At 72.6% G+C, this 23,946-nt stretch carries 26 protein-coding genes; 18 read left to right on the forward strand and 8 right to left on the reverse strand.

What is annotated here, in order from left to right:
• Positions 1–2: 2 nt before the first annotated feature.
• The 3 genes from D1350_RS13115 (at position 3) to D1350_RS13125 (ending at position 3,854) form a co-directional block, all read left to right on the forward strand.
• Complete coding sequence (locus D1350_RS13115; RefSeq protein WP_206074528.1) at positions 3–1,517, forward strand: extracellular solute-binding protein; 1,515 nt, start codon at positions 3–5, stop codon at positions 1,515–1,517.
• An 86-nt stretch (positions 1,518–1,603) separates the two neighbouring features.
• On the forward strand, positions 1,604–2,905 hold the full coding sequence (locus tag D1350_RS13120; RefSeq protein ID WP_125776477.1) for a glycoside hydrolase family 28 protein: 1,302 nt from the start codon (positions 1,604–1,606) through the stop codon (positions 2,903–2,905).
• A gap of 25 nt (positions 2,906–2,930) precedes the next feature.
• Positions 2,931–3,854 carry a carbohydrate ABC transporter permease gene (locus tag D1350_RS13125; RefSeq protein ID WP_125776478.1) on the forward strand — a complete coding sequence of 308 codons (924 nt, stop codon included), beginning with the start codon at positions 2,931–2,933 and terminating at the stop codon, positions 3,852–3,854.
• Here the strand turns inward: D1350_RS13125 and D1350_RS13130 are convergent.
• On the reverse strand, positions 3,820–5,202 hold the full coding sequence (locus tag D1350_RS13130) for a serine hydrolase domain-containing protein (RefSeq protein WP_125776479.1): 1,383 nt from the start codon (positions 5,200–5,202) through the stop codon (positions 3,820–3,822). The genes D1350_RS13125 and D1350_RS13130 overlap by 35 nt on opposite strands.
• 118 nt (positions 5,203–5,320) lie before the next feature.
• Between D1350_RS13130 and D1350_RS13135 the strand changes: the two genes are divergently transcribed.
• Entirely contained in the window at positions 5,321–6,901 is a 1,581-nt protein-coding gene (locus D1350_RS13135; protein WP_125776480.1) for a glycoside hydrolase family 43 protein, read from the forward strand.
• A 16-nt stretch (positions 6,902–6,917) separates the two neighbouring features.
• On the forward strand, positions 6,918–7,295 hold the full coding sequence (locus D1350_RS13140; protein ID WP_125776481.1) for a VOC family protein: 378 nt from the start codon (positions 6,918–6,920) through the stop codon (positions 7,293–7,295).
• A 19-nt stretch (positions 7,296–7,314) separates the two neighbouring features.
• Here the strand turns inward: D1350_RS13140 and D1350_RS13145 are convergent, their stop codons facing one another.
• Together D1350_RS13145 and D1350_RS13150 are read right to left on the reverse strand one after the other, a co-directional pair.
• A complete protein-coding gene (locus tag D1350_RS13145) occupies positions 7,315–7,950 on the reverse strand; it encodes a class I SAM-dependent methyltransferase (RefSeq protein WP_125776482.1) in 636 nt (211 codons plus the stop codon).
• Between the two features lie 32 nt (positions 7,951–7,982).
• The gene (locus D1350_RS13150) at positions 7,983–8,531 is read right to left on the reverse strand and encodes a DUF1697 domain-containing protein (protein ID WP_125776483.1); all 549 of its coding nucleotides are present in this window, start codon (positions 8,529–8,531) and stop codon (positions 7,983–7,985) included.
• A gap of 161 nt (positions 8,532–8,692) precedes the next feature.
• Between D1350_RS13150 and D1350_RS13155 the strand changes: the two genes are divergently transcribed.
• A complete protein-coding gene (locus D1350_RS13155) occupies positions 8,693–9,160 on the forward strand; it encodes a ScoMcrA-related endonuclease (RefSeq protein WP_125776484.1) in 468 nt (155 codons plus the stop codon).
• 4 nt (positions 9,161–9,164) lie between these two features.
• Here the strand turns inward: D1350_RS13155 and D1350_RS13160 are convergent, their stop codons facing one another.
• Positions 9,165–9,722, reverse strand: coding sequence for a methylated-DNA--[protein]-cysteine S-methyltransferase (locus D1350_RS13160; RefSeq protein ID WP_125776485.1), 558 nt, complete (start codon positions 9,720–9,722; stop codon positions 9,165–9,167).
• 65 nt (positions 9,723–9,787) lie between these two features.
• On the opposite strand from D1350_RS13160, the gene D1350_RS13165 reads away from it, so the two are divergent.
• Positions 9,788–10,831: a S66 family peptidase gene (locus tag D1350_RS13165; protein ID WP_125776486.1), complete on the forward strand. Its 1,044-nt coding sequence runs from the start codon at positions 9,788–9,790 to the stop codon at positions 10,829–10,831.
• A gap of 23 nt (positions 10,832–10,854) precedes the next feature.
• Here the strand turns inward: D1350_RS13165 and D1350_RS13170 are convergent, their stop codons facing one another.
• Positions 10,855–11,370, reverse strand: coding sequence for a GNAT family N-acetyltransferase (locus D1350_RS13170; RefSeq protein ID WP_206074529.1), 516 nt, complete (start codon positions 11,368–11,370; stop codon positions 10,855–10,857).
• Positions 11,371–11,507: 137 nt separating this feature from the next.
• Complete coding sequence (locus tag D1350_RS13175; protein ID WP_125776487.1) at positions 11,508–12,365, reverse strand: UbiA family prenyltransferase; 858 nt, start codon at positions 12,363–12,365, stop codon at positions 11,508–11,510.
• Between the two features lie 64 nt (positions 12,366–12,429).
• Between D1350_RS13175 and D1350_RS13180 the strand changes: the two genes are divergently transcribed.
• The 8 genes from D1350_RS13180 to D1350_RS13215 all read left to right on the forward strand — a co-directional run bounded on the left by D1350_RS13180 (position 12,430) and on the right by D1350_RS13215 (position 19,212).
• Positions 12,430–13,542, forward strand: a complete 1,113-nt coding sequence (locus tag D1350_RS13180; RefSeq protein WP_125776488.1) for a type III polyketide synthase — start codon at positions 12,430–12,432, stop codon at positions 13,540–13,542.
• Position 13,543: 1 nt separating this feature from the next.
• On the forward strand, positions 13,544–14,080 hold the full coding sequence (locus D1350_RS13185) for an isoprenylcysteine carboxyl methyltransferase family protein (RefSeq protein WP_125776489.1): 537 nt from the start codon (positions 13,544–13,546) through the stop codon (positions 14,078–14,080).
• A complete protein-coding gene (locus tag D1350_RS13190) occupies positions 14,077–15,225 on the forward strand; it encodes an NAD(P)/FAD-dependent oxidoreductase (RefSeq protein WP_240644081.1) in 1,149 nt (382 codons plus the stop codon). The genes D1350_RS13185 and D1350_RS13190 overlap by 4 nt, the downstream gene beginning before the upstream one ends.
• Before the next feature lie 157 nt (positions 15,226–15,382).
• On the forward strand, positions 15,383–16,288 hold the full coding sequence (locus D1350_RS13195; RefSeq protein ID WP_240644082.1) for a M23 family metallopeptidase: 906 nt from the start codon (positions 15,383–15,385) through the stop codon (positions 16,286–16,288).
• A gap of 375 nt (positions 16,289–16,663) precedes the next feature.
• A complete protein-coding gene (locus tag D1350_RS24140) occupies positions 16,664–17,464 on the forward strand; it encodes a nuclease-related domain-containing protein (protein ID WP_206074530.1) in 801 nt (266 codons plus the stop codon).
• 52 nt (positions 17,465–17,516) lie between these two features.
• Positions 17,517–18,032, forward strand: coding sequence for a helix-turn-helix domain-containing protein (locus D1350_RS13205; protein ID WP_240644083.1), 516 nt, complete (start codon positions 17,517–17,519; stop codon positions 18,030–18,032).
• Positions 18,032–18,598, forward strand: a complete 567-nt coding sequence (locus D1350_RS13210) for a DUF6036 family nucleotidyltransferase (protein WP_125776490.1) — start codon at positions 18,032–18,034, stop codon at positions 18,596–18,598. The genes D1350_RS13205 and D1350_RS13210 overlap by 1 nt, the downstream gene beginning before the upstream one ends.
• A 158-nt stretch (positions 18,599–18,756) precedes the next feature.
• Positions 18,757–19,212 carry a nitroreductase/quinone reductase family protein gene (locus D1350_RS13215; RefSeq protein ID WP_125776491.1) on the forward strand — a complete coding sequence of 152 codons (456 nt, stop codon included), beginning with the start codon at positions 18,757–18,759 and terminating at the stop codon, positions 19,210–19,212.
• A gap of 131 nt (positions 19,213–19,343) precedes the next feature.
• Here the strand turns inward: D1350_RS13215 and D1350_RS13220 are convergent, their stop codons facing one another.
• Entirely contained in the window at positions 19,344–19,940 is a 597-nt protein-coding gene (locus D1350_RS13220; RefSeq protein ID WP_125776492.1) for a short chain dehydrogenase, read from the reverse strand.
• 227 nt (positions 19,941–20,167) lie between these two features.
• Here D1350_RS13220 and D1350_RS13225 point away from each other — a divergent pair, with 227 nt between their 5' ends.
• Complete coding sequence (locus D1350_RS13225; RefSeq protein WP_125776493.1) at positions 20,168–21,136, forward strand: DMT family transporter; 969 nt, start codon at positions 20,168–20,170, stop codon at positions 21,134–21,136.
• A 3-nt stretch (positions 21,137–21,139) separates the two neighbouring features.
• On the opposite strand, the gene D1350_RS13230 is transcribed toward D1350_RS13225, so the two are convergent.
• Positions 21,140–21,499, reverse strand: a complete 360-nt coding sequence (locus D1350_RS13230; protein ID WP_125776494.1) for a YrdB family protein — start codon at positions 21,497–21,499, stop codon at positions 21,140–21,142.
• Positions 21,500–21,573: 74 nt separating this feature from the next.
• On the opposite strand from D1350_RS13230, the gene D1350_RS13235 reads away from it, so the two are divergent.
• Entirely contained in the window at positions 21,574–23,136 is a 1,563-nt protein-coding gene (locus tag D1350_RS13235) for a PQQ-binding-like beta-propeller repeat protein (protein ID WP_125776495.1), read from the forward strand.
• A gap of 22 nt (positions 23,137–23,158) precedes the next feature.
• Entirely contained in the window at positions 23,159–23,887 is a 729-nt protein-coding gene (locus D1350_RS13240; RefSeq protein ID WP_125776496.1) for a phosphotransferase, read from the forward strand.
• The last annotated feature ends 59 nt before the right edge of the window (positions 23,888–23,946 follow it).

The following is a 23,946-nucleotide window of genomic DNA, read 5'->3' on the forward strand; positions in this document are numbered from 1 at the left end:
CCATGAGGATGACCAAGGCCGGCCCGGTCGTCGCAGCGACTGCGGCGATCGCCCTGACGCTCACCGCGTGCGGAGGCGGCGACGAGGCCGACGGGTCCGGGGAGGTGAGCACCAAGGACAGCATCACCTGGATGACGATGCTGCACACCGCCACCACGCCCGAGGCGGACGCCGGCATCGAGGCCGAGCTCGAGAAGTACACGGGCCTCGGCATCGAGATGCAGTGGGTCCCCGACGCCTCGAAGGACGAGAAGATCAACGCCGCCCTGGCGTCCGACTCGCTCCCCGACCTGGTCTCCCTGACCAACATCACCAACACCACGGTGCGCCAGGCGATGGCGTCCGGGCAGTTCTGGGACGTGCAGCCGTACCTCGCGGACTACCCGAACCTCTCGAAGATCCCCGAGGCCACCCTGGAGTCGGCGAAGATCGACGGCGGCCTCTACGGCGTCCCCTACCAGAAGCCGGTCGCCCGCTACGGCGTGCTGGTCCGCCAGGACTGGCTCGACAACCTCGGGCTCGAGGTGCCGCACACGATCGAGGACCTGACCGAGGTCGCCCGGGCGTTCTCCGAGGACGACCCCGACGGCAACGGGCAGGACGACACGGTCGGCTTCTACGACCGTTCCGAGAGCTTCCTCGTGGGCTTCCGGTCGCTCGCCGGGTACTTCGGCGCCGGCCAGCACTTCGAGGTGAACGACGACGGCGAGGTGGTCCCCTCCTTCACGACCGAGTCGTTCAAGGAGGCCATGGAGTGGTACCGCGGCATCCACGAGAAGGGGTGGATGAACGAGGAGTTCGTGACCGTCCAGAAGCAGAACCAGAAGGACGGCATCGCCCAGGGCAAGGGCGGCATCGTCGTCAGCGGCCTGTTCGAGGCGAAGAACTTCCATGAGGCAGCCCTCGCGGCCGACCCCGCCAGCCCGATGGCCTGGGCGCTCATCAACGACATGACGTACGACGACGTCGACCGCCGCATCCTCACCGACACCAACGGCGGCATGGGCGGCTGGCTCGCCGTCCCTCGCTCGCAGATCACCACCGAGGCGGACCTGCGCGTGGTCCTCGGCTTCATCGACAAGCTGATGGACGAGGAGCCCTTCGACCTCATGACCAACGGCATCGAGGGCGTGCACTACGAGCTGGACGCGGACGGCGTCGTCTCCATGCTGGACAACAGCACGTGGGAGCAGGAGGTCCAGCCCTTCGGCTCCTCCCGCCCGTCCGAGCGGGTCACGGTGTTCAAGACGTCGAACGAGTACACCAACCTCGCCAACGAGCTCATGGCCCAGAACGCTGACTACGTCGTGGTCAACCCGGCGCAGTCGCTGACGTCGAAGACGTACGACACCCAGTGGTCGACGATCCAGCAGCAGGTCAACGACGCCTACAACCAGTACATGGTGGGGCAGATCGAGATGGCGGACTTCGAGGCCGTCGTCGAGGGCCTGCGCGGCCAGGGCCTGGACCAGGTCATCGCCGAGTTCACCGAGTCGTACGAGAAGGCGAACGGCTGACACCCAGCACCACCTGCGGGAGGGCGTCCGACGGCGCCCTCCCGCACCCGGCACCACGGCCGGCCCCGACCGACAGGAGACAGCACGTGCCCACCATCGCGATCCAGGCACCGCAGGCCCCGGACGCTCTCGCGACCGACGCCATCCAGGCCGCGATCGACGCGGCGTACGACGCCGGCGGCGGAACCGTCGTGGTCCCGCCCGGCACCCACCGGGTGGGCTCGCTGCGGCTCCGCTCGTACGTCGAGCTCCACCTGGAGATGGGTGCGCGCCTGCAGTTCGTCGCCGACCCCGGCCTGTACCCGGTGGTCGACGCCCGCTGGGAGGGCGCCCCTGCCAGCATCTACGCGCCCTGCCTCTACGCGCACGGCGAGACCGACGTCGCGATCACCGGGTTCGGCGTGATCGACGGCGAGGGTCAGCCCTGGTGGGACGTCTTCCGGAACGACCGGGAGTCGCTCGCCCACCCGCGTCCCACCCTGGTGGGACTGCACGAGTGCCGGCGGGTGACGATCCGGGACGTCACGCTGCAGAACTCGCCGAGCTGGACGCTGCACCCGCTGCTGTGCGACGACGTCACCATCCAGAACGTCCGCATCCTCAACCCCGCGGACTCCCCCAACACCGACGGCATCGACCCCGAGTCCTGCCGGAACGTGCGGATCAGCGACTGCCACATCGACGTGGGCGACGACTGCATCGCCATCAAGGCGGGCACGCAGGCCACGCAGGAGCGGGTCCCGTGCGAGAACATCACCATCACGAACTGCACGATGGTGCACGGCCACGGCGGCGTGGTCATCGGGTCCGAGATGAGCGGCGGCGTCCGCAACGTCGTCATCAGCAACTGCGTGTTCCAGGGCACCGACCGGGGCATCCGGGTCAAGTCGCGGCGCGGACGCGGCGGCGTGGTCGAGGACGTGCGGGTGACCAACGTGGTCATGGACGACGTGATCTGCCCGTTCGTGCTCAACGAGTACTACTTCTGCGGCCCTGGCGGGAAGGACCCCGTGGTCCACGACCGCACCCCGCAGCCGGTCGACGACGGCACCCCGCTCTTCCGCCGCATCCACCTGGCGCACATCACCGCCCGCAACGTGCACGCGGCGGCGGGCTACCTCTACGGCCTGCCCGAGCGCCCGCTCGAGGACGTCACGCTCGACGACGTCTCGATCTCGTTCGCTGACGACGCCGTACCCGGGTACCCCGCCATGGCGACCGGGGTCGAGGAGGAGGCGCGGGCCGGCTTCCTCGTCGGGTTCGGCGGCGACCTCCGGATGAGCCGCGTGCGGGTCACCGGCTGCGAGGGACCCGGCTTCCAGGTGGAGCAGACCCCCGGCCTGGGGCTGACGGACGTGACGATCAACGGTGAGCGCCACGATGGCTGAGGCAACCGACAACGGGAGAACGACCATGAGCACCACCACCGCGACGCGCCGGCCGAGCCGGGAGCCTCGGCCCGGGCGCGGGCGCCGGCCGAGCCCCGGGCGCCGCGCCTTCCAGGTGATCAACGTCGTCGTGCTCGGCGGCTTCGCGCTGATCTGCCTGATCCCGTTCCTCAACATCATCGGCAGCTCGCTGGCCACGCCGGGAGAGCTGACGCGCCGGGCGTTCGTGATCATCCCGGAGACGTTCACCCTGGACGCCTACCGGTACGTCCTGTCGACGCCGACGGTGGCCCGCGCCATGGGCGTTTCCGCGTTCGTGACGATCGTGGGCACGTTCGTCAGCCTGCTGCTGACCTCGCTCATGGCCTACGGCCTGTCGAAGAGGTACCTGCGGGGGCGCCGCACGATCAACTTCCTCGTGGTCTTCACCATGCTGTTCAGCGGCGGCATGATCCCCACGTTCATCGTGGTCAAGGAGCTCGGGCTGATCGACTCGTTGTGGTCGCTGATCCTCCCGGTGGCGATCAACGCGTTCAACCTGGTGATCATGCGCTCGTTCTTCCAGGCGATCCCGGACAGCCTGGAGGAGGCCGCCCGCATCGACGGCTGCTCCGACCTCGGCGTGTTCGTCCGCATCGTGCTGCCGCTGTCGCTGGCGTCGATCGCGACGATCGGCCTGTTCTATGCGGTGTCGTACTGGAACACGTACCAGAGCGCGATCCTGTACATCAACTCGTCGGAGAAGTGGCCCGTCCAGATCCTGCTGCGCCAGATCGTCATCGTCGCGACAGGCCTGAACGCCGACGCCAACGCCGTCGACGTGGTGCCGCCCGCGCAGTCGATCAAGATGGCGGTGATCGTGGTGGCGACCCTGCCGATGCTGATCCTCTACCCGTTCATCCAGAAGTACTTCGTCAAGGGCGCGCTGGTGGGCTCGGTGAAGGGCTGAAGGCACCCGCGAACGTCCACCGCGGGTCGGCCCGCTCGCCGGACCCCTGGCCGCGGACCGTCAGCGTCCCGTCGGGCCCGGCGTGCAGGCGGAGGCGGATCACCTCGGGCTCGTCGTCGACGAACCGGACCTCGACGTCGAGCGTGCGCGGCGCCGCCCATCCCGCGGCCACCACGGCGGGCCGGGCCTTCGGCCCGAAGGGCTGGGCATGGGGCGCGCCCAGGCGCAGCTCCAGCCGCCACTCGCCCGACGACGAAGCCACGACTCCCCCGTCCGCCGAGAGGTCGACGTCGAGGTCGTCCGTCCACGCGATCGGCCCGCGCGGCAGGTAGCGCCCTCGCACTGGCAGGGCGTGCTCGGGCAGGTGCCGGGGCGTCGGCCAGGTGAGGGCGCGGGTGGCCGGGCCGCGGGGGCCGTCGTCGTCGGCCGGAGGTGCGGACTTTCCCACCACCGGGTCCACCAGGTGCCGGAAGACCAGGCCGGCCAGCCGCTGGTCGCCGCTCGGGCAGGTCAGCGTGTCCGCGGTGACGACCAGGGCGAGCCTGTGGTCCGGCTCGCAGTACACGATCTGGCCGCCGAGCCCGAACATGAGGTATCCGCCGCGCTCCGGCAGCCACAGCTGGTAACCGTAGCCGCGGAACGCCGACCCCCAGGTCAGGGCGGCCGTGTCGGCCTGCACGGTGGTGGCCTCGCGCAGGTAGCCGGCGGGGAGCAGCGCCTCGCCGTCGTGCAGGCCGCCGTCGAGCAGGAGGTGGGCCAGGCGGAGGAGGTCGCGCGGGCGGCACACGAGGCCGGAGCCGCCGTGGCTGACGCCGTCGGGCCCGGAGAAGATACGGAAGTCGTCGGCGAGGCCGAGCGGGGCGAGGTGGTGGCGCAGGTACCCGGCCAGCGTGGTCCCGGCGACGCGCTCCACGAGCGCCGACAGGACGTAGGAGCCGCTCGTGTCGTAGGTGAACACCGCCCCGGGCGGGAACGCCGGAGGCACGCGGAACCACGAGGCGAGCCAGTCGTTCTCGGACCGCTGGTACGTGGTGGTGGCGTGCGGCCCGAGCATCGCCAGCAGGTGCCTGACGGTGGCCTGCTCGAGCCAGGGGTGGTGCCCGTGCCCGTGCTCGGGGAAGTGGGCGGTGACGCGGTCGTCGAGCGTGAGGCCGCCCTCGTCGGCCAGCAGGCCCACGGCAAGACCGGTCAGGGTCTTGGCGACCGAGTACATCCGGTGCGGGGTGTGCACCCCGAGCGGGGAGGCGCCGGCGCTGATCACGGGCTCGCGGTCGACCGTCAGCTCGACGCTGTGCAGCGCGATACCGAGGGCCTTCGCCTCGCGGTCCAGGTGGTCCAGCACGTCCATGAGCAGGCCCTTCACGTGTCCGGCGGCGGATAGGCTGGAGCCAGGGTAACCGGTTTCCCACCCGCGGTGGGGAGCCGGTTCGCCGCCCCCGCACCCCGAAGACGAGGACGCTCGGACGATGCTCACCTTCCGCAACCCCGTGCTGGACGCCGACTGGCCGGATCCGGACGCGATCCGGGTCGGCGACGACTACTTCCTGGTCGCCAGCTCGTTCAACCGCAGCCCCGGCCTGCCCGTGCTGCACTCCACGGACCTGCTCCGGTGGACGATCGCGAGCCACGCGGCCGCGCAGCTGGTCCCGGCCGAGCACTACACCCGCCCGCGGCACGGCTCCGGCATCTGGGCGCCGAGCATCCGCCACCACGACGGCGTCTTCTACGTCGTCTTTCCCGACCCCGACCACGGGATCTTCGTCACCACCACGCGCGACCCCTTCGGGACCTGGTCCCCGCCGCGCCTCCTGCTCCCGGGCCGCGGCCTCATCGACCCGTGCCCCCTCTGGGACGACGACGGCGCGACGTACCTCGTGCACGGCTGGGCCGCCAGCCGGTCGGGGCAGAAGAACCTGCTCACCCTGGTCGAGGTGGACGACGCCCTGACCCGGGTGGTGGGGCGCCGCGAGACGATCGTGGACGGCGACCTGATCGACGGCTGCACCACGCTCGAGGGCCCCAAGCTCTACAAGCGCGACGGCGTCTACTGGGTCTTCGCGCCGGCGGGCGGCGTGTCGACGGGCTGGCAGTCGGCGTTCCGGGCGCGGTCCCCGTTCGGCCCGTACGAGCACCGGGTGGTGATGCGGCAGGGCGACACCCCCGTCAACGGGCCGCACCAGGGCGCCTGGGTCACGACCCCGGGCGGCGAGGACTGGTTCCTGCACTTCCAGGACCGTGGGGTGTTCGGGCGGGTGGTCCACCTGCAGCCGCTCACCTGGGGCACGGACGGGTGGCCGCTCATCGGCGAGCCGCTCGCCGACGAACCGGGGTGCGGGCAGCCGGTCCTGGAATACCGGGCGCCGGCCGCCGCGGACCGGCCCGGCGAGGTCGGGCCGGCAGCTCAGGCCGGACCGGCTGCTCAAGCCGAGCCGGCGCGGAGCGACCCGTTCGACGGCCCGGCTCCCGGCCCGCAGTGGCACTTCCAGGCCAACGTCCCGGACGGGACGGCGGTGGCCGACGGCGGGTCGCTGCGCCTCGCCGTCGCGCCCGACGACCTGGGCAACCTGCGCGACGTCGCCGGCGTGATCGGCCAGCAGCTGCCGGGCTACCCGTGCCGCGTCACCACGCGGGTGGACCTGACCGGGCACGACGGCGTGCGGGCCGGCCTGCTCGTGCTCGGCCGCACCTACGCCTGGGTGGGGCTGGAGGCGCGCGACGGGCAGGTGCGCGTGGTCTCCCGGCGCCGGGCCGAGGACAACCTTCGCGTCCCCGAGGCCGACCTCATGGAGCCGGTGGACCTGGACCTCGTGGCGCCCGCCGTGGACCTGGGCGCGACCAGCGACGCTGAGGGCGTGATCACGTTCGCGTGGCGACGCGGGCCGGAGGACGCCTGGACCGAGGTTCCCGTGCGGTTCCCGGCGGTCCAGGGCCACTGGATCGGCGCGGAGGTGGGGCTGTTCGCGGGGCCCCTGGGCGGGCTCTCGCCGGCAGAGGGAGCCCGGGTGTCGTTCGGCCCGGTGGAGGTCCGTGACACCCGGGCAAACTAGGGCAACACTGAAGCGCATGGCCGCCATCACGATCCCCATCCTGCCGAGCGCCGACTTCGACGTCACCGCCGAGTTCTGGTCGGGCTTCGGCTTCGCCGAGATCAGGCGGTGGCCCGGTGACTACCTCGTCCTCCGCCACGAGGGCCACAGCGTCGAGCTCCACTTCCGCCAGGACGAGGACGTGGACCGGTCGACCAACGACGTCGCCTGCTACGTCCGGTTCGGCACCCCGGACGAGGCGCGGACTGCGCACGCGGCCTGGGCGGACGTCGTCGTCCCGGCGCCCGCCGTCCTGAGCGAGCCGCGGGCAGAGCCCTGGGGAGCCGTGGAGTTCCACGTCATCGACCCGCACGGCAACCTCGTGCGGGTCGGCGGGTTCCCGCCCCGGGACTGAGCGCCCGTACGAGGGTCGCTCAGCTGGGCGGGCCCTCCAGGGTCAGCTCCGCCAGCACGCACCTGTCCCTCGTGCCCGACCAGGTCCCCCGACGCGACAGTCTGAAGCCTGCCGAGGCCGCGGCGTCGGCCACGAGCTCGTGCGACTCGAACGCGGCGTGGTTGGACCGGTACGGACGTGGGTTCACGACACGAGGACCGCGCTGCGTACCGGGCTGTGCCGCGAACGTCGCCGTCACGACCCGACCGCCCGGCGTGAGCACCCGCGCCCACTCCGCGAACACGGCCGCCGGGTCCTCGAAGAGGTGCAGCGCGGTGACACAGGTGACCAGGTCGACCGACGTGTCAGGCAGCCCGAGGGCGGTCGTGTCGCCCACCACGAGAGTCGCGTGGGGCAGGTGCTCCTGTGCGACGGCGAGCATCCCCGGCGACACGTCCACGCCGATCAGCCGCACGTCCGGCGTGACCCGCGCGCCCAGCGCCCGGAGCAGCAGGCCGGTCCCCGTGGCGACGTCGAGCACGACCCGCACCCGAGCGTCGAGGTCCACGAACCCAGCGACGGCCTCGGCGAGCCCTCGATGCATCTCGCTCTCGTCGTAGGTGGCGGCCCGCTGGTCGAAGCTCGCGACGACGGCGCTCAGGTGCTCGGTGGACATGCGGGCAATCTAGACGAACCGCCAGAGCCGGGTCACTCCCGTTCCGCGGCCGCGAGGAGCCTGCGGATCGTGCCCATCGTGCGGGTCGTCGCCGCGCCGGCGGTCATCCGCTCGACCTCAACGGTCGGGCTCCCCGTCCCCGCCCGCGTGACCTGCGCCAGGCCGACGACGATCCCGTGCCGCTCGGCGAGCAGGTTCACGGTGGTCGCGGCGTTGGTCCATGGCAGGTTGACCGGGAGCGGCCCGTCGTCGAACACGGTGACCGTCTCGACCCGCTCAGAACCATCGTCCGGGAAGGGGGCGAAGGGGTCGCCCTGCACAGCGTCGGCAAGCTCGTCCAGGGACCGGACGAACGCCGCGTCGTCGTATCCCGAGGCCGCCATGAGGAAAGGCGCAGCCGCCTCGACGACGCCTCCCGGATCGTCCGCGTCGAGGAGGACCGTCCCGTTGGACTGGAACGACCGAGCCGACCGCGCACCCGCGGACACGAGCGCCGCCTCGAGCTCGGCCCGCCCCGGGCTGCGGCTCCGGGCCTGCCCGAGGTTCATGTTCCGGTAGAGGACGACGCTTTCGTACGGCACACGACGAGCATAGAGAGCAGCGAACGCGGCCGAGGATGCGGCGATGACCTGCCGCGTTGCGGCGCTCCACGCGGCCGATGGCGCCACGCACCGTCGCGCGCGTACCCTGCTGAGCCCAACTGCTGGATCTTGGGCCTCCAGATGTTGCGTACAGTCGGACCATGCCCACGTTCAGTGCAGTCACCCGCGACCACGTCCTGACCGCCCTGACTGAGTACGACAAGGTCGGCCCCGAACAGTTCCTGTCAGACCACGGGTTCGGCCCCTCCCGCGAGTACGTGATCTGGCACGACGGCCGCTCCTACGACTCGAAGGCGATCCTCGGCGTGGCCCACGGGTTCGCGACCGGCACCCCGGCACACTCCGAGGAGTTCGGTATCGGACGTACGGGGACGGCCCCGATCCTCGAGGCGCTCGGCTTCGACGTTCGCGCGGAGATCCTGGACGCCAAGGCAGCCCTTCCGGCCGGCACCGCAGTGCCCGCCCGAACCGTCAAGGCACCCGCCAAGCGTGCGGCCGTCAAGCGCGAGGTCGTCAAGCGCAAGGTGGTCCAGGAGCGTCCCGTCATCATCTGCCCCGGCTGCTTCCAGCAGCTGCCCGCCATGGGCAACTGCGACAACTGCGCCTGAGCAGTCAGAGGTCGAAGAGCGTCGGCTGCTCGAGGTAGACACCCTCCGTCTCGAGCATCCGCAGCTTCGTGCGCGCCCCGCCCCGAGCGGAGAAGCCGCCGATCTTCTTCCCGGCGGCCAGCACCCGGTGGCACGGCACGATGGGCGGGAACGGGTTGCGTCCCAGTGCCTGCCCGACGGCCTGCGCCGCACCGGGCGCTCCGAGCCGCGCGGCGACCTCCCCGTAGGTGAGCGTCTCCCCGGGCGGGATCGCCAGCACCACCTCGTAGACCCGGCGATCGAAGTCCGGGACGGCGCTCATGTCCAGGCGCACCGCGGCGACGTCGCCCGTGCCCTGGGCCAGCAGCTCCGCGACCTGGGCAGCCGCGTCGGCGATCGGGGCTGGAGGCGGAGCCTCCACCGCCCCGGGGTACCAGCGCCGGACAGCCTGCCGTACCTGACCCTCGCCGCCCTGCGGCAGCGTCGAGCCGACGACGGCTCCCGTCTCGTCCCAGACCAGCGCACAGGGCCCGATCACCGTCGGGAACACCACGTACGCGAGAGGTGCTGCGTCACGGTTCACGGCTCCACCGTACGGCGACCCACCGACAGTCCCGGACGCCGTTCCCGCCGTGGAAGGATCCGGCCATGGTGCGCTATCCCCGCTTCCTCCAGCCCGGTGACCGGATCGGCGTCACGTCACCCTCCTCAGGAGTTCCGGCCCACCTCCGTGGTCGGCTCGACGTCGCCGTCGCGTGGCTGCGGGATCACGGCGCCGACGTCGAGGTCGGCGCCTGCCTGGACGGCTCCTCGCACGTGAGCGCTCCGGCCGAGGCCCGCGCCGACGAGCTGATGCGCATGCTCCTGGACCCGTCGATCCGGGCCGTCGTGCCGCCGTGGGGCGGCGAGACGGCCATCGACCTGGTCCCGCTCCTCGACTTCGACGCCCTGCGCGACGCCGAGCCCACATGGGTGGTGGGCTACTCCGACATCTCGACGCTCCTGGTGCCGCTGACCCTGGTGTCCGGCTGGGCCACCGTGCACGGCGACAACCTCATGGAGACCCCGTACGAACCGCCCGCCGGCCTGCTCCACTGGTTCGACCTCGTCTCCGGGTACGACGAGGAAGGCGGGCCCGTGAGTACCTTCCGGCAGGCGCCTCCCGGCATACACCGGGCGAACGACTGGGACCGGTGGGAGGACGATCCGACCCCCACCCGGCACACCTGGAACGGGACGGGAGGCTGGCGGCGCCTCGACGGCGGCACCGGCGACGTCGACGTCTCGGGTCGTCTGATCGGCGGGTGCATCGAGACCCTCCACCACCTGGCCGGGACCCGCTTCGCCGACCCGGCGTCCCTCCGGGGCACCGGCGGCGGCGAGCCGCTCATCGTCTACGTCGAGGCCTGTGAGGACAGCGCGTTCTCGATCTGCCGCTCTCTGCACGGCATGCGCCTCAGCGGCTTCTTCGACGGAGCCGCCGCGGTCCTGGTGGGACGCACGACAGCTCCCGGCTCCCCCACCCTCACGCAGGACGAGGCAGTGCTGGACGCGCTCCGGCCTCTGGGCGTCCCCGTGATCGCCGACGTCGACTGCGGCCACGTCCCGCCGCACCTGATCCTCGTCAACGGCGCCCGTGCCCGCCTGGTCCATGACCCGCACACCTCGTTCCTGGAGCAGGAGCTGGCCTGATGCCGCCGGACGGCGCCCCCCGGTCAGCCCGGCGACAGGTAGGCCGCCGCCTGTGGCCGCTCGCCGTCGGGCCTGGTCCAGCCTGCTGGGCCGGAGGTGACTCGGGCCCAGCCCAGCCGCTCGTAGAGGCGGACCGCCGGGCCGCCGTCGTCCAGGACGTCCAGGGCGAGGCGGCGGCCTCGTTCGGCCGACGCCCGCAGCGCCCGGTCGAGCAGAGCGGCCGCGACTCCCCCGCCTCGCGCTGCCGGGGCGACGAACAGGCGGCTCACGCCCGCGAGCTGCGCGACGGCGACACTCGCCGCCACAGCGACCTCCGCGGCGTGCTCGACGACGTCGCCCTCGACCAGCAGCACGTGGCCCACCACCGCGCCGTCGAGCAGCGCGACCCAGCCGTCGAGCGAACGACCTGGCGAGAGCCAGGCGACAGGGTCCTCAGGCCAGACCATCGGGTATCCGTCCCGCTCATGGACGAGGCGGAGCGCCTCCGCCGCGGACTTGAGGTGCTCGGCGCGGCGCTGGACGACATGGATCTCGGGCACGCGCCCACCGTAGGCGGTCACGAGGGCGTGAGGTGTGCGCGCCAGACCGCTTCCAGGTGCGCGTAGCGGCCCGTAGGCGGTCGTGGGAGCAGTCTGGCGCGCACCCCAGCACGAGGCAGCACGGCGTGGAACCACAGTCACGGGAGCACCGCCATGTCCGGCGCGGCCAGGGCGAGAAGCACCACGCACACCACGGCCACCCCCATGCTGAGGCCGAACGGCGCGCGGCTGCGCGGCCGGGTGACCGCCACGACGCCCGCGGCGAGAGCCAGGCCGACGGCAACCGCCCCGCCGACCCAGGCGGCAGGGCTGGGGGCATCGACAGGGCCGGCGACCACCACGGCGGCACCGACCACCAGCAGACCCGGGGCGAGCACGCCGGACGCCCGGCGGCCGAGGCGGTGCGGCAGCCCCCGCACCCCCGTCGCGGCGTCGTCCTCCAGGTCGGGCAGCGTGTTGGCCACGTGCGCTCCCACGCCCAGGAGCGCCGCCGCTGCGACAGCCCAGCCTGCCGGGACGCGTGGGCCAGGGGCCGCCAGCACGACGAAGACCGCCAGGAGCCCGAAGGACAGCGCGTAGGGCAGCCAGGACCACACCGTCGTCTTGAGAAGGGCGTTGTACGCCCACGCGCCGGCGACCGCCACGACATGTGCGACCCCGGCCACGGCGCCGAGCGCGAGCGAGGCCACGACGCACACCGCGAGCGCCACCAGTGCGGCGGCGCGCAGGGTCCGGGCCGTGACGAGCCCCGCCACCACCGGCTTGTCGGTACGGCCGACGACGACGTCGCGCGGCGCGTCGATCCAGTCGTTGGACCACCCGACGGAGAGCTGGCCGGTGCCCACCGCCAGCGCGACGAGCGCGACGACGGGCCCTCCGGAGCCCAGGGCGGCGGCGAGCGCGGCGGCGAGGCCGGTCACGACCGCGGCCGGAGCGGCGTGGCTGGCGAGCACGAGCCCACGGGCAAGGTCGCGTGCGTCGGTACCGGAGACCATGACCGTCACGGTACTGCGGCGGGTCCCCCGCGCGGGTTGCCCGGTCCTGCGCCAGGATGCTGTGATGTCGCGTGTCGTGGCTGTCGAGCCGATCCTGCCCGAGCACGTGTACGCCCAGGAGATGATCACCGCGGTCGTGGGACCGCTGGTGGCGCCCGACCCGGCACGGACCGCAGTGCTGCGCCGCCTGCACGCGAGCGCCGGCGTGGACCGGCGTCATCTCGCGCTGCCGCTGGAGGAGTACGCGGGTCTCGGGTCGCTGGGTGCGGCCAACGCGGTCTTCGTCCGCGAGGGCACGCTGCTCGCCGAGCGGGCGTGCCGACGGGCGCTTGCCGCCGCCGGACTCGTGGCCGCAGACGTCGACCACGTGTTCGCCACGTCGGTGACGGGGATCGCGGCGCCGTCGCTGGACGTGCTGCTCGCCGAGCGGCTCGGCCTGCGCAGCGACGTGCGGCGCACGCCCTCGTTCGGCCTGGGCTGTGCCGGCGGCGCCGGCGGGCTGGCGCGGGTGCACGACCACCTGCTCGGCCGCCCTCGCGACGTGTCCCTCCTGGTGTCGGTGGAGCTGTGCTCGCTGACCCTCCAGCATGGTGACGACTCCACTGCCAACCTGGTGGCGTCCGGCCTGTTCGGTGACGGCGCGGCGGCCGCCGTCGTGGTGGGTGCGATGCACCCGCTGGCGCGGCCGACGTCGGCGCCCGGGGAGCGACCGGTAACGAGCAGTCTGCGGCGCACAGCGAAGGTGCTCGACACCCGCTCGCGGCTGTACCCGGGCACCACGGGGGCGCTCGGCTGGGAGGTGCGTGACACGGGCTTCGCGATCGTCCTCTCCGCGGGCCTGCCCGACCTGCTGCGCGCGCACCTGCTCGCCGACGTCAAGGACCTGCTCGCCGAGCACGGCCTGACACCGGCCGAGGTGCCCACGTGGGTGGTGCATGCAGGCGGACCGCGCGTGATCGACGCGGTGCGGGACGCCCTGGGGCTGTCCGAGGACGCCGTCCGGGAGAGCCGTGCGAGCCTTGCCGAGGCGGGCAACCTCTCGTCGGCGTCCGTGCTCGACGTCCTCGCCCGGACGCTCACCCGCTCCGACGCCCCGCCAGGTTCTCCGGCCGTGCTCATGGCCTTCGGCCCGGGCGTCTCGTGCGAGCTCGTCCTGCTGCAGCTGGAGGGCCGCTGAGATGCTCGGTCTCTACATAGCCCTCGTGGCCGCCACGGCGGTCGAGCGCCTGGCCGAGCTGGTGGTGTCGGCCCGCAACGCCCGGTGGTCGTTCGCCCGTGGCGGTGTCGAGTCGGGGCGAGGGCACTTCCCGGCCATGGTGGCGCTGCACACCGGGCTGCTCGTGGCCTGCGTGGCCGAGGCGGTGCTCGCCGGACGGCCGTTCCTGGCGTGGCTCGGCTGGCCGATGCTCGTCCTCGTCGTGGCGAGCCAGGCACTGCGGTGGTGGTGCGTGACGACGCTGGGGCGCCGCTGGAACACCCGGATCATCGTGGTGCCGGGCCTGCCGCTCGTCTCGGCCGGCCCCTACCGCTGGATGCGCCATCCCAACTACGTGGCCGTGGTGGCGGAGGGGGTCGCCCTCCCGCTGGTGCACACCTGCTGGGTGACGGCCGTCGGGTTCACCGTGCTGAACCTGGTGCTGCTCGCCCGCTTCCGCATCCCGGCCGAGGAGCGGGCGCTCCGGCTCGCCACGACCGGGACACGGGGAGCGGCGTGACGCGCGGCGCCGTGGACGCGGACGTCGTGGTGGTAGGTGCCGGGCCGGTCGGCCTGGCGGCGGCGGTGCACGCGAGGGCCGCCGGGCTCGACGTGCTGGTCGTGGACCGGCGGACGGGCACCCTCGACAAGGCCTGCGGCGAGGGGTTGTTCCCCGGAGCCCTGCAGGCGGTGCAGGCGCTCGGGACCGATCCCCCGGGACACGTGCTCGCCGGCATCAGCTACCGGGTGGCCGGCGGGCACGCCGACCACCGGTTCACCGGCGGGCCGGGCAGAGGCGTGCGGCGCACCGTGCTGCACGCGGCCCTCCGGGAGCGCGCCGCCGACGTCGGCGCGACGTTCCTGCACGGCAGGCTCACCGCCCTGTGGCAGGACGCCACGGGCGTCGACGTCGAGGTGGTGCCCGGCCGTGGTGACGACGGGACCGGAAATGCCGACGGCACGGGCGGAGCCGACGGCACCGGCGGGAGGGCTCCGCTCACGCTGCGCGCCCGCTGGGTGCTCGGGTGCGACGGCCTGCACTCGACGGTGCGCCGGCTGGCGGGGCTCGAGGTCGGCCCAGGCCCGCGCGACGGGTTGGCCCGCGACCGGTTCGGCCTGCGCCGGCACTTCCAGGTGGCGCCGTGGACAGACCTGGTCGAGGTCCACTGGGCGCCGCACGCGGAGGCCTACGTCACGCCCGTCGCCGCCGACACGGTCGGTGTCGCGCTGCTCGGGGCCCGTGCGACGGCGGTGGCTGCGGGGGCGGGGTTCGACGTATACCTGCGCTCGCAGTTCCCGGAGCTGAGCGCCCGGCTCGCCGCGGCGACGTCCGCCGGGCCGATGCTCGGCGCGGGTCCGCTGCGCCGTCGGTCGCGGCGGCGGTCGGCGGGCCGGGTGCGGCTCGTGGGCGACGCGTCGGGCTATGTCGACGCGTTGACGGGCGAGGGAGTCCGCGTGGGCCTCGCCCAGGCGGAGGCGGCCGTCCGGCACCTCGACGACGCCGCTGCGTACGAACGCGCGTGGCGCACCGCCACCCGGGACTACCGCGCACTCACGTCGGGGCTGCTCGCCTGGGCCTCGAGCCCCGCCCGTGGGGTCATCGTTCCCGCGGCGTCACGAGCACCGTGGCTCTACGGCGCCGTGGTGGAACGGCTGGCGCGCTGACGGGACGGCCTGGTCCGGCTGGGCGGCAGGCCCGGACCGGCGGCGCACGAGCCAAACAGTCAAGAAATGTTTGGTCAATGGTCAGAACAGCCCATGGTTATGTTCACCGTTCACCCATAGCCTCCTCGTACCGGACCGCCATAGAACGGAGAGCACGTTGACCACCAACTCCTCGCTCGTCAGGCCCATCTCGATGCGCTGGCTCCTCGCTGCACTTGCCGCCGTCGCCCTCACGCTCGCCATGACCCCTGCCCCGGCCTCGGCCGACGTCAGCGTCCAGCTGGCTGGGCACAAGTCCCCGTTCAACTGCGGCAAGACGTTCTACGCCAACAACTGGAGCGGCGGCCACAACCCGTCCGGCTCGATCGACTGGCAGACCTACGGCAGCGACGCCATCAACGGCGAGACCGTCCGTGCCACGGCCGGCGGCACCGCCCACTTCAGGGACGCCGGCAGCACCAGCTACGGCAAGTGGGTCGAGGTCGTGCACGGCGACGGCACCCGCACCCGCTACGCCCACCTCGCCTCGATGGTCCGCGGGGCCGGCGGCAGCATGTCCGTGAGCCAGGGCACCGTCATCGGGACGGTCGGCTCCACGGGCGGCTCGAGCGCGCCGCACCTCCACTACGAGCAGCGCAACGCCTCCGGCACCGTGGACGCCAGCCCCACCGTCGACGGCGTGACCGTCTCGCTCGGCCAGAAGAAGGCCGTCACGAGCACGAACGCGTGCGGGTCGTCCAACCCGTACACGCCCGGCGAGGTCTGCGGGAGCGGCTTCACCCAGGTCGACTCGGCCGCGCTCGGCACGGCCGGTCGCGTCTACCTCATGTACAACTCCAGCAACGGCAACAACTGCGTGGTCACACTGAAGTCCACGAACCTGGGGAACCCGACGGCGGTGTCGGCCTTCCTCGAGCCGCAGGGCTCGACCCGCACCACCGACTCCGGGAGCTACGGCTACTACGCCGGCCCGGTCAAGCGGTCCGCACCGAACACCTGCGTCAGGTGGGGCGGGTCGGTCGGCAGCTCCAGCTACACCAGCCCGTTCGAGCACTGCGGCTGACGCACGGCACGACGACGACGGAGCGGGCCCCCGGTTCTCGGACCGGGGGCCCGCTCCGTTCGCCGTGGAGCGCGGCGGAGCATCACAGCTTCGCCGGGCGCAGATCAAGACACACACCTAGAGTGCCCTGCATGACCCCTGTTCTCTACGAGATCGCCGTCGGCGGGCGAGTCGTGCACGTGAACCATTGGCCCGGCTATGGAAAGACCCCGCGCCTCTTCGTCCGGCTGCCCGACGGGTCGCAGCTCGGCTACTGGTGCCTCGTGGAGGATCGCCCCGTGGCCGTACCGCCCCACGGCTCGGCGGAGCACGAACCGCTCATCACCGCGGTGGCGGCGGCCTGGAGAGCCGCCAAGGAAGCGGGGATCCTCCAGCGTGTGCCGCATTCCGCACAAGCACCGGAGCCCGTCGGGGACGCAAGCACCGGAGCCCGTCGGGGACGCAAGCACGGAGCCCGTCGGGGACGCAAGCACGGAGCCCGCGGAGGCTCTCGTCAGCGCCACCGAGCCTGCCACGCGGCATACCGGCCGCGACCTCGCTCTGAACCGGCCGGGGCACAGCCTGGTCCGCAAGATCGCCGAGGACCGGCAAAGCCAGTCCCGCCTGTGGAGCCTTCTGCTCGACCTGACCGGCGCTTCGCGGCGTGACCCCTGGTACCTGGGCTTGGTCGGCGAGCGTGTCGTCGGCAAGGAGCTCGACCGACTCGTCCGCAAGGACCCGCGGTGGCGGGTCCTCCACTCGGTACCCGACCCCGTCGACCGATTCAACCCCGACAAGGACATCGACCATCTGGTGATCGGTCCGAACGGCGTCTTCACGATCAACACCAAGCATCACCGAGGAAAGGCAGTCTGGGTCGGTAGGACCCACGGCGGGACGGGCCCCGGGAGTCCCATCGTGGATCGCGCCCGCGCCGAGGCCCGGCGGGCGTCCACGACGCTCACGAACGCCACGGGGATCCACGTGGCAGCGCAGCCGATGCTGGTCTTCGTGGGAGCCGCGTCCATCACAGCCAAGGAGACCGACCCCGACGCGCCGGTCCCCGCCCTCACGCCGCGGGGACTCGTCACCTGGCTCCAAGACCACTCCGGACGAGAGGTCCGCGAGTTCGACGTCGACACGCTCTACGCCCACGCCCGCCGAGAGTCCACCTGGACGGGGGCCCTTCCGGCGTGACCACCGACTCGCGGCTCGGCGCCTATAGCACTCGTTGCTATATACTAGCCTCATGGGACGAGCAGACCTGCTACGAGACGTGATGTTGAAGACAGGGACCACACAATCCGACCTTTCGCGCCTGAGCGGAGTTCGCCAGCCCAGCATCAGCCAGTTCCTGTCGGGTCGAACCGACCTGAGCGACACGATGCTCGACCGTCTGCTCTCGTGTATGGGCTACCGCCTTGAAGTCGTCCGACGGTCGGTCCGACCTGACCTGCAGCGCTCTGAGGATCGTTCTTGGCGCCTTCACCGCGAGCTTTCCCGTCAGCTCAACCCGTCGACCCTGCCCGAGTGGAGGCCTCTCATGGAGCGGAACCTTGCGCGCCTCCGCGGCCGTGTCACCGGTCAGCCGCACGTGCGCAACCTCGATCGCTGGCAACAGCTCCTGAACGACGGAGACATTCTCGGTCTGCACCGCGCACTGACGGGCCTCGACCGCGACAGCATCGAGATGCGCGAGGTTTCGCCGATGAGCGGCCTCCTGGGCGACAGCGATCGCCTCAGGGCTTTGGCGGAGGCGAGCTGATGCGCCGAGACCAGCTGGAGCACGCGATCCGCACGGCGTGCCAGATCATCGGGCACGACGAAGTCATCGTCGTGGGCTCTCAAGCCATCCTCGGCACCTTCAATGAGGAGGAACTGCCGCTGGAAGCGACCATGTCAGTCGAGATCGACGTGCTTCCGATCGCGGTCGACAACGCCGAGACCGGCCGGCTGGCCGACCTGATCGAAGGTGTGGCCGGTGAGCTGTCGCCCTTCGAGGAACTGCACGGCTTCAGCATCGACGGCGTCGACCTCGAGACGGCCATTCTGCCGAGCGGCTGGCGCGACCGCCTCGTCAAGGTCCAGAACCGAAACACTGCCGCTCCGGCCGGTGAGCCGCAGTTCACCGGCTGGTGCCTGTCACCTGAGGACGTCTGCGTCGCGAAGCTCTGCGCTCTGCGAGAGAAAGACCGCAACTTCGTGGCTGCCCTCCTCGATGCGCGCCTCGTGGACCGAGAGCGGGTCGCCCGCGGGCTGCAGAACGTCCCGGAGCAGCACCACGGCAATGCTGAGCGGGCGCTCGCCTGGCTCTCACCCTGGGTTGAGTGAGCCAGGCGGCAGCGCTCTCGACATCACGGTGACCGGCGCCTCCCCCCTTTCGGTCGACACACGTGTCGTCCGTCCCGGTGACCTGTCCCAGGGACCACGCGCTACGGTCGTGCTGCGCGACCATCCCCCGAGCGCGCGTCTCAGACGAAAGGTGCCTCATGAGCTTCAGCCACCCCAAGGGAACCCACGGGACACACATCCCGAACTGGCTCTTCCGCTGGGGAAACAAGCTGCTCGCGCCCCGCGCGCGCCGGTCCGGCAGGCCGATGATGGGCATGAACATCCTCGTGCTGACGACCGTCGGCCGGAAGTCCGGCGAGAAGAGGGTGTCGCCCCTCGCCTGGTTCCCGGACCCGTCCGGCGGATGGCTGGTCGTCGCCTCGGTGGGCGGCTCCGCCACCAACCCCGGCTGGTACCACAACCTCGCCGCGCACCCCGACCAGGTGACCGTCGAGCTCGCCGGGCGCAAGGTCGCCGCAGTCGCCGAGGAGCTCCAGGGCGCCGAGCGCGACGAAGCCTGGGGCCGGATCATCGCCGAGGCGAAGCAGTTCGCCGACTACCAGGAGAAGACCGACCGGAGGCTGCCGGTGATCCGGCTGACGCCGCGGGACTGATCGCCGCAGCGCCCGGCGCGCCGCCGCGCGCCGCCCGCCCGTGTGATCCGTAGTTCGTCGCATGATCGGCAATTCGAACTGCCGATCATGCAACGAACTACCGATCACCCGGCGCCGGGAACCCGGCAGCCCTACAGCACGAACACCCGGCCCGTCTCCGGCCCCTCGACCGAGCGGACGAACGCCTGCGCCACGTCCGCCAGGTCCACAGGCGGGAACCCGGAGAAGGCGTCGCCGTACGCGTCGAGGGACTCGGTGAAGACGGACGGGCTGACCGCGTTCACGCGGCGCGGCGCGATCTCGACCGCCGCCGCCCGCACGAACGCCTCGACCGCGCCGTTCGCCATCGACGCCGCGGTCCCGGAGACGATCGGCTCGCGGGCCAGCACTCCCGTGATGAGCGTGAACGAGCCGCGCTCCGGCACGTGGGCCAGCCCCTGCCGGACGAGCTCGACCTGCGCGAGGACCTTGCCCTCGAAGCCGGCGCGGTAGTCGTCGGCCGTCATCTCCTCGATCGGCTTGAACGGCACGTCACCCGCGGCGCACACGACGGCGTCCACGGCTCCGGCGGCCTCGTACAGACGGCCGACGTCGTCCGGGCGGGCGACGTCGAACCGCAGGTCACCGGCTGTCCGGCCGACGGTGACGAGGTCGTGGCCGCGCTGGGCCAGGGCCGAGCCGACGGCGGAGCCGAGGGTTCCCGTGGCACCGATCAGGAGGATTCTCATGACCGCGACGCTAGTGCACAGCGGCAGCGCTCAGCCCGCGGCCGGGCCGCCCCGCGTGGCATCCTGGGCCCGTGAGCCCGACGCACCGCCACCTCGTCCTGCCGCCTCCGGTCGTCTGACCGGAGCGCGTCGTACGGCCCCCCGCGGCAGCAGCCGCAGCGGCGCGGCCGTGACCTGGCGTGCTCCCGGAACGGTGTCCTCGTCCTGGTCTCACTCCTGGAGCACTCATGCCCCGCCACTTCACTGCCCGCGCCCGTACCAGCGCCGGCGCCCGTACCTCCGCCCGCGCGGGCCTCCTGCAGGTCTGTGCCGCTGGTGTCCTCTGGGGCACCGGCGGTCTCGCCGTCCAGCTCGTCCGCGAGCACGTCCCCCTCTCCGTCCTCACGATCAGCGCATACCGCACCCTGGTCGCCGCCGTCGTCCTCGTCGTCGCGGTGGCCGCGACGCGCCGCTGGACGGCCACGGTCCGCGTCGCCCGGGCACACCCCTTCGCGGTGGTGGTCGTCGGCGTGGGCACCGCCGCGTACCAGGCGCTCTACCTGGGCGCCGTGGTCTCGGCGGGCGTCTCGGTCGCGACGGTCGTGTCGCTCGGCGTCGCCCCGGTCCTCCTCACCGTGGCGGAGGCGGTCCGTGGGCGGCGGTCAGGTCCCCGTCCCGGCGCCGCCCAGCTCTGGGCGGTCGGGCTCGCCGTGCTCGGGCTCGCGCTGGTCGCCACGTCCGACGTCGGCCCGGCCGCCCCGCGTCCCCTCCTGGGCCTCGGGCTCGCCCTGGCGTCAGGCACGGTCTACGCGGTGACGGTCTCGGTGGCCGGCCGGCTCGCGCGCTCGGGCGACCCGCTCCTGGTCACCACGGCGACCACCGCGGCCGGAGCCGTGGTCGCTGTCCCCCTGGTGGCCGCCGTCGACCTCGCCGGGATGCTCGCCGCGCCGACGACCCTCCCGGGCGCCGCGGGCCTGGTCTACCTCGGAGTCTTCACCATGGCCCTGGCGTACGCCCTGTTCAACGCCGGTCTCCGCACCACGCCGGGCAGCGCGGCGGCCGTGGCGACGCTGCTCGAGCCGGTGACGGCCGCGATCGCGGCCGCGCTGGTCCTCGGCGAGCGCCTGACGGTGGCCGGGATCGCCGGGACGGTCGTGATCCTCGGGGCGATCGCCCTGCTCTCGGCCGCCCCGCGCGAGCCGGTCCCCGCCCCGTAGCGGTCAGCCCTCCAGCGGGCTCCGCACGTCGTCGGTCAGGGCGAGGGCGACGCGGTGCACCACCCACACGGCGGCGAGCGTGGCAGCGGCCGCGCTCGCCCCGGCGGAGGAGAGGAACACAGCGGCCACAGCGAAGAGCAGCAGCTCCAGCGCGAACCGGGCCTGCGGCGGCAGCTCCACGGCGGCCTTGGGCGAGAGGTAGCGCGCCCAGAGGACGACGACGAGAGCCGGCACGGCGAGCGCGAGGACCCACCGCCAGACCCCGTCGGAAAGCATCCAGGCCGACCAGCCCACTGCGGCCACGAGGGCCAGCTCCAGCAGGAACCGGACGACCAGGACAAGGCTGCGCACACCGGTTCTCACGTGCCGAGCGTAGACGGGGCCGGGCTGAGGCGGGTCCGCTCCCGAGCGGAACGGCCCCGGGTTACGCTCCCGCTATGGCCCACCACCCGGGCGACGACGCCTACACCTTCGACCTCGTCGACGAGAGCGAGCAGAGTGAGGCGCTCGCGGAGCCGGTCGTGGCGCCGTCGGGCAGCGTGACCCGGTGGATGAGGCGATACCACAAGGTGCTCGTGCCGGTCGCGGCCGCCGGGGTCGCCGCCGCGATCGCGGCCGTGGGGGCGGGAGAGGCCCGGGAGCGCGACCGCCGCGAGGCGATGTCGCGGGCCCCTGGCGGGATGGTCTCGCTCGAGACGCTGCCCGAGCTGCGCTGGCGGATCGACGACGTGCTGGAGCCTGTGGCCGTGCTCGACGGGCTTCTCGTGACGCGCGACCTCGACGGCCTCGACGGCGTGGACCCGTCCACCGGGGAGGTGCGGTGGAGCCTGGCAGCGGGAGCCACCATCAGCTGCTGGGACACCACGTCCTGGTTCAGCCGGCTCCCCGACGTCGACCGGCTCGTGTGCCTGGACGAGCGAGACGTGCTCGTGGTGCGCCCGGGCGGGGCCCTGGAGGCCACCCGCCCGCTCACCGACCGCTCCGGCTCCCCGCGGCCAGGGCCCGACGGGAGCCTCCTGCGCGTCCAGCGGGTGGGGCCCGGGGTGCCCGCCCCCCAGGTCACCTGCGACGGGAGCGGCACGTGCCGCCTCCCCACCGGCGGTGAGCTGCGCGGCCGCGACGTGGTGGTCCGCCTGGAGGACGCCGCCACCGGCGCGCTGCGCTGGGAGCACACGGTCGCGTTCGAGGCGCCGGTGGACCACGGCGGCACGATCCACGGGTGCAGCATCCTCGAGGGGCCGTCGGCGTCGCGGGCGCTCCTCGTGCACGACGACCTGGAGGTCGTGGTGCGCCAGAGCCTGGTCCGCATCACCGGTTGCGGTATCGACGCCGCGTTCACGTCGGACGGGCAGGAGCTGGACCAGCCCTTCGGCTCGTACGTCGACGAGGTCTACGGGACGCACCTCCGGGTCTACCCCGGGTGGGACGAGGCCGAGTCCAGCCCGCGAGCCGAGATCCTCGCGCCCGACGGTTCGGTGCTCCACAAGATTCCCGGCTATCCGGTGTTCCCCCTCGCCACGGACCGCAGCAGCGACGTGATGTTCACGACGACCATCGAAGGACTGGACGCCCACCGCCCGGACGGCACGGTGCTACCGCTCAGCACCGCGACCAACACGCAGGTGCTGATCGTCGCCGACGGAGTCGTCATCTTCGAGGAGCAGGAGCTGCGGACGGTCCGTGCCGTGGACCTGACCAGCGGCGAGAACCTGTGGACCTGGGCCGTCCCCCATGAGGTGGGGCTCACCGACGGCTCCGCCGTCGTGCTCGCCGGGGGCACGGCGCTGAGCGCGTTCAGCGACGGGAGGATCGCGCTGGTCGTGTACGCCCGGGGCGCGACCGTCGGCAACGCCTCCGGTTACGCGGGCTTCGGCATAGGGGTCCGGACCGGCGAGGTCCTCTGGTCCGGCGACCTCGGTACCGACGTGCCGTTCGCCGCCGCCGGGCACCTGGTGACGTCGGGAAACGAGAACTCGGTGGGGCTGCGCGGCCTCGGCTGAGCAGCACGTACCCTGGCCGTCCATGGGACCGGACGAAGAGGCGCTCGACGGCGGCAACGTCAGCTCGGTCGTACGGGTCGGCGAGACGGTGCGGCGCGCCGCAGGCCCGTGGACCCCCACCGTGCACGCCCTGCTCGCCTGGGTCCGGGCGCACGGGGTCGACGGCGTCCCGGCGCCCCTCGGCATCGACAGCCGCGGTCGCGAGGTGCTCTCGCACCTCCCCGGTGAGGTGGGCGGCTGGCCGCAGCCGGACTGGATCTGGGACGAGACGGTCCTCGCCGACGCCGCGACGCTCCTGCGCCGCTGGCACGACGCGAGCGCCGGCTTCCCGCGCGACGGCGCCACCTGGCGGCTCCCCGCCCAGGAGCCGGCCGAGGTGATCTGCCTGAACGACGTGGCGCCGTACAACATGGTCTACTCCGACGGGCGGCTCGCCGGGTTCATCGACGTGGACATGGCCGCCCCGGGGCCGCGCGTCCGGGACCTCGGCTACCTCGCATACCGCATCTGCCCGTTCGGCGAGGACACGCCGCCGCCTCCCGGGCTCGACCCGCACGCGCGGCTCGACCTGCTCCTGGCGGCGTACGGGGCCGACGCCGGGATCAGCAGCCCCGACGTGCTCCGCGCCGCCGTCGGACGGCTGCTCGACCTCGCCGACTGGTCCGAGGACCACTCCCGCGCCACCGGACGTCCCGAGCTCCTGGAGCACGCCGCGATGTACCGGCGCGACGCCGCCCGGCTGTGCCCCTGACAGAAGCCGCCTGCCGGGATATCATGTGATAACACCACGCGCGAGCGAAAGGCGGTTCT

It is taken from the genome of Antribacter gilvus (genome assembly GCF_003946865.1).
Lineage (GTDB): Bacteria > Actinomycetota > Actinomycetes > Actinomycetales > Cellulomonadaceae > Antribacter > Antribacter gilvus.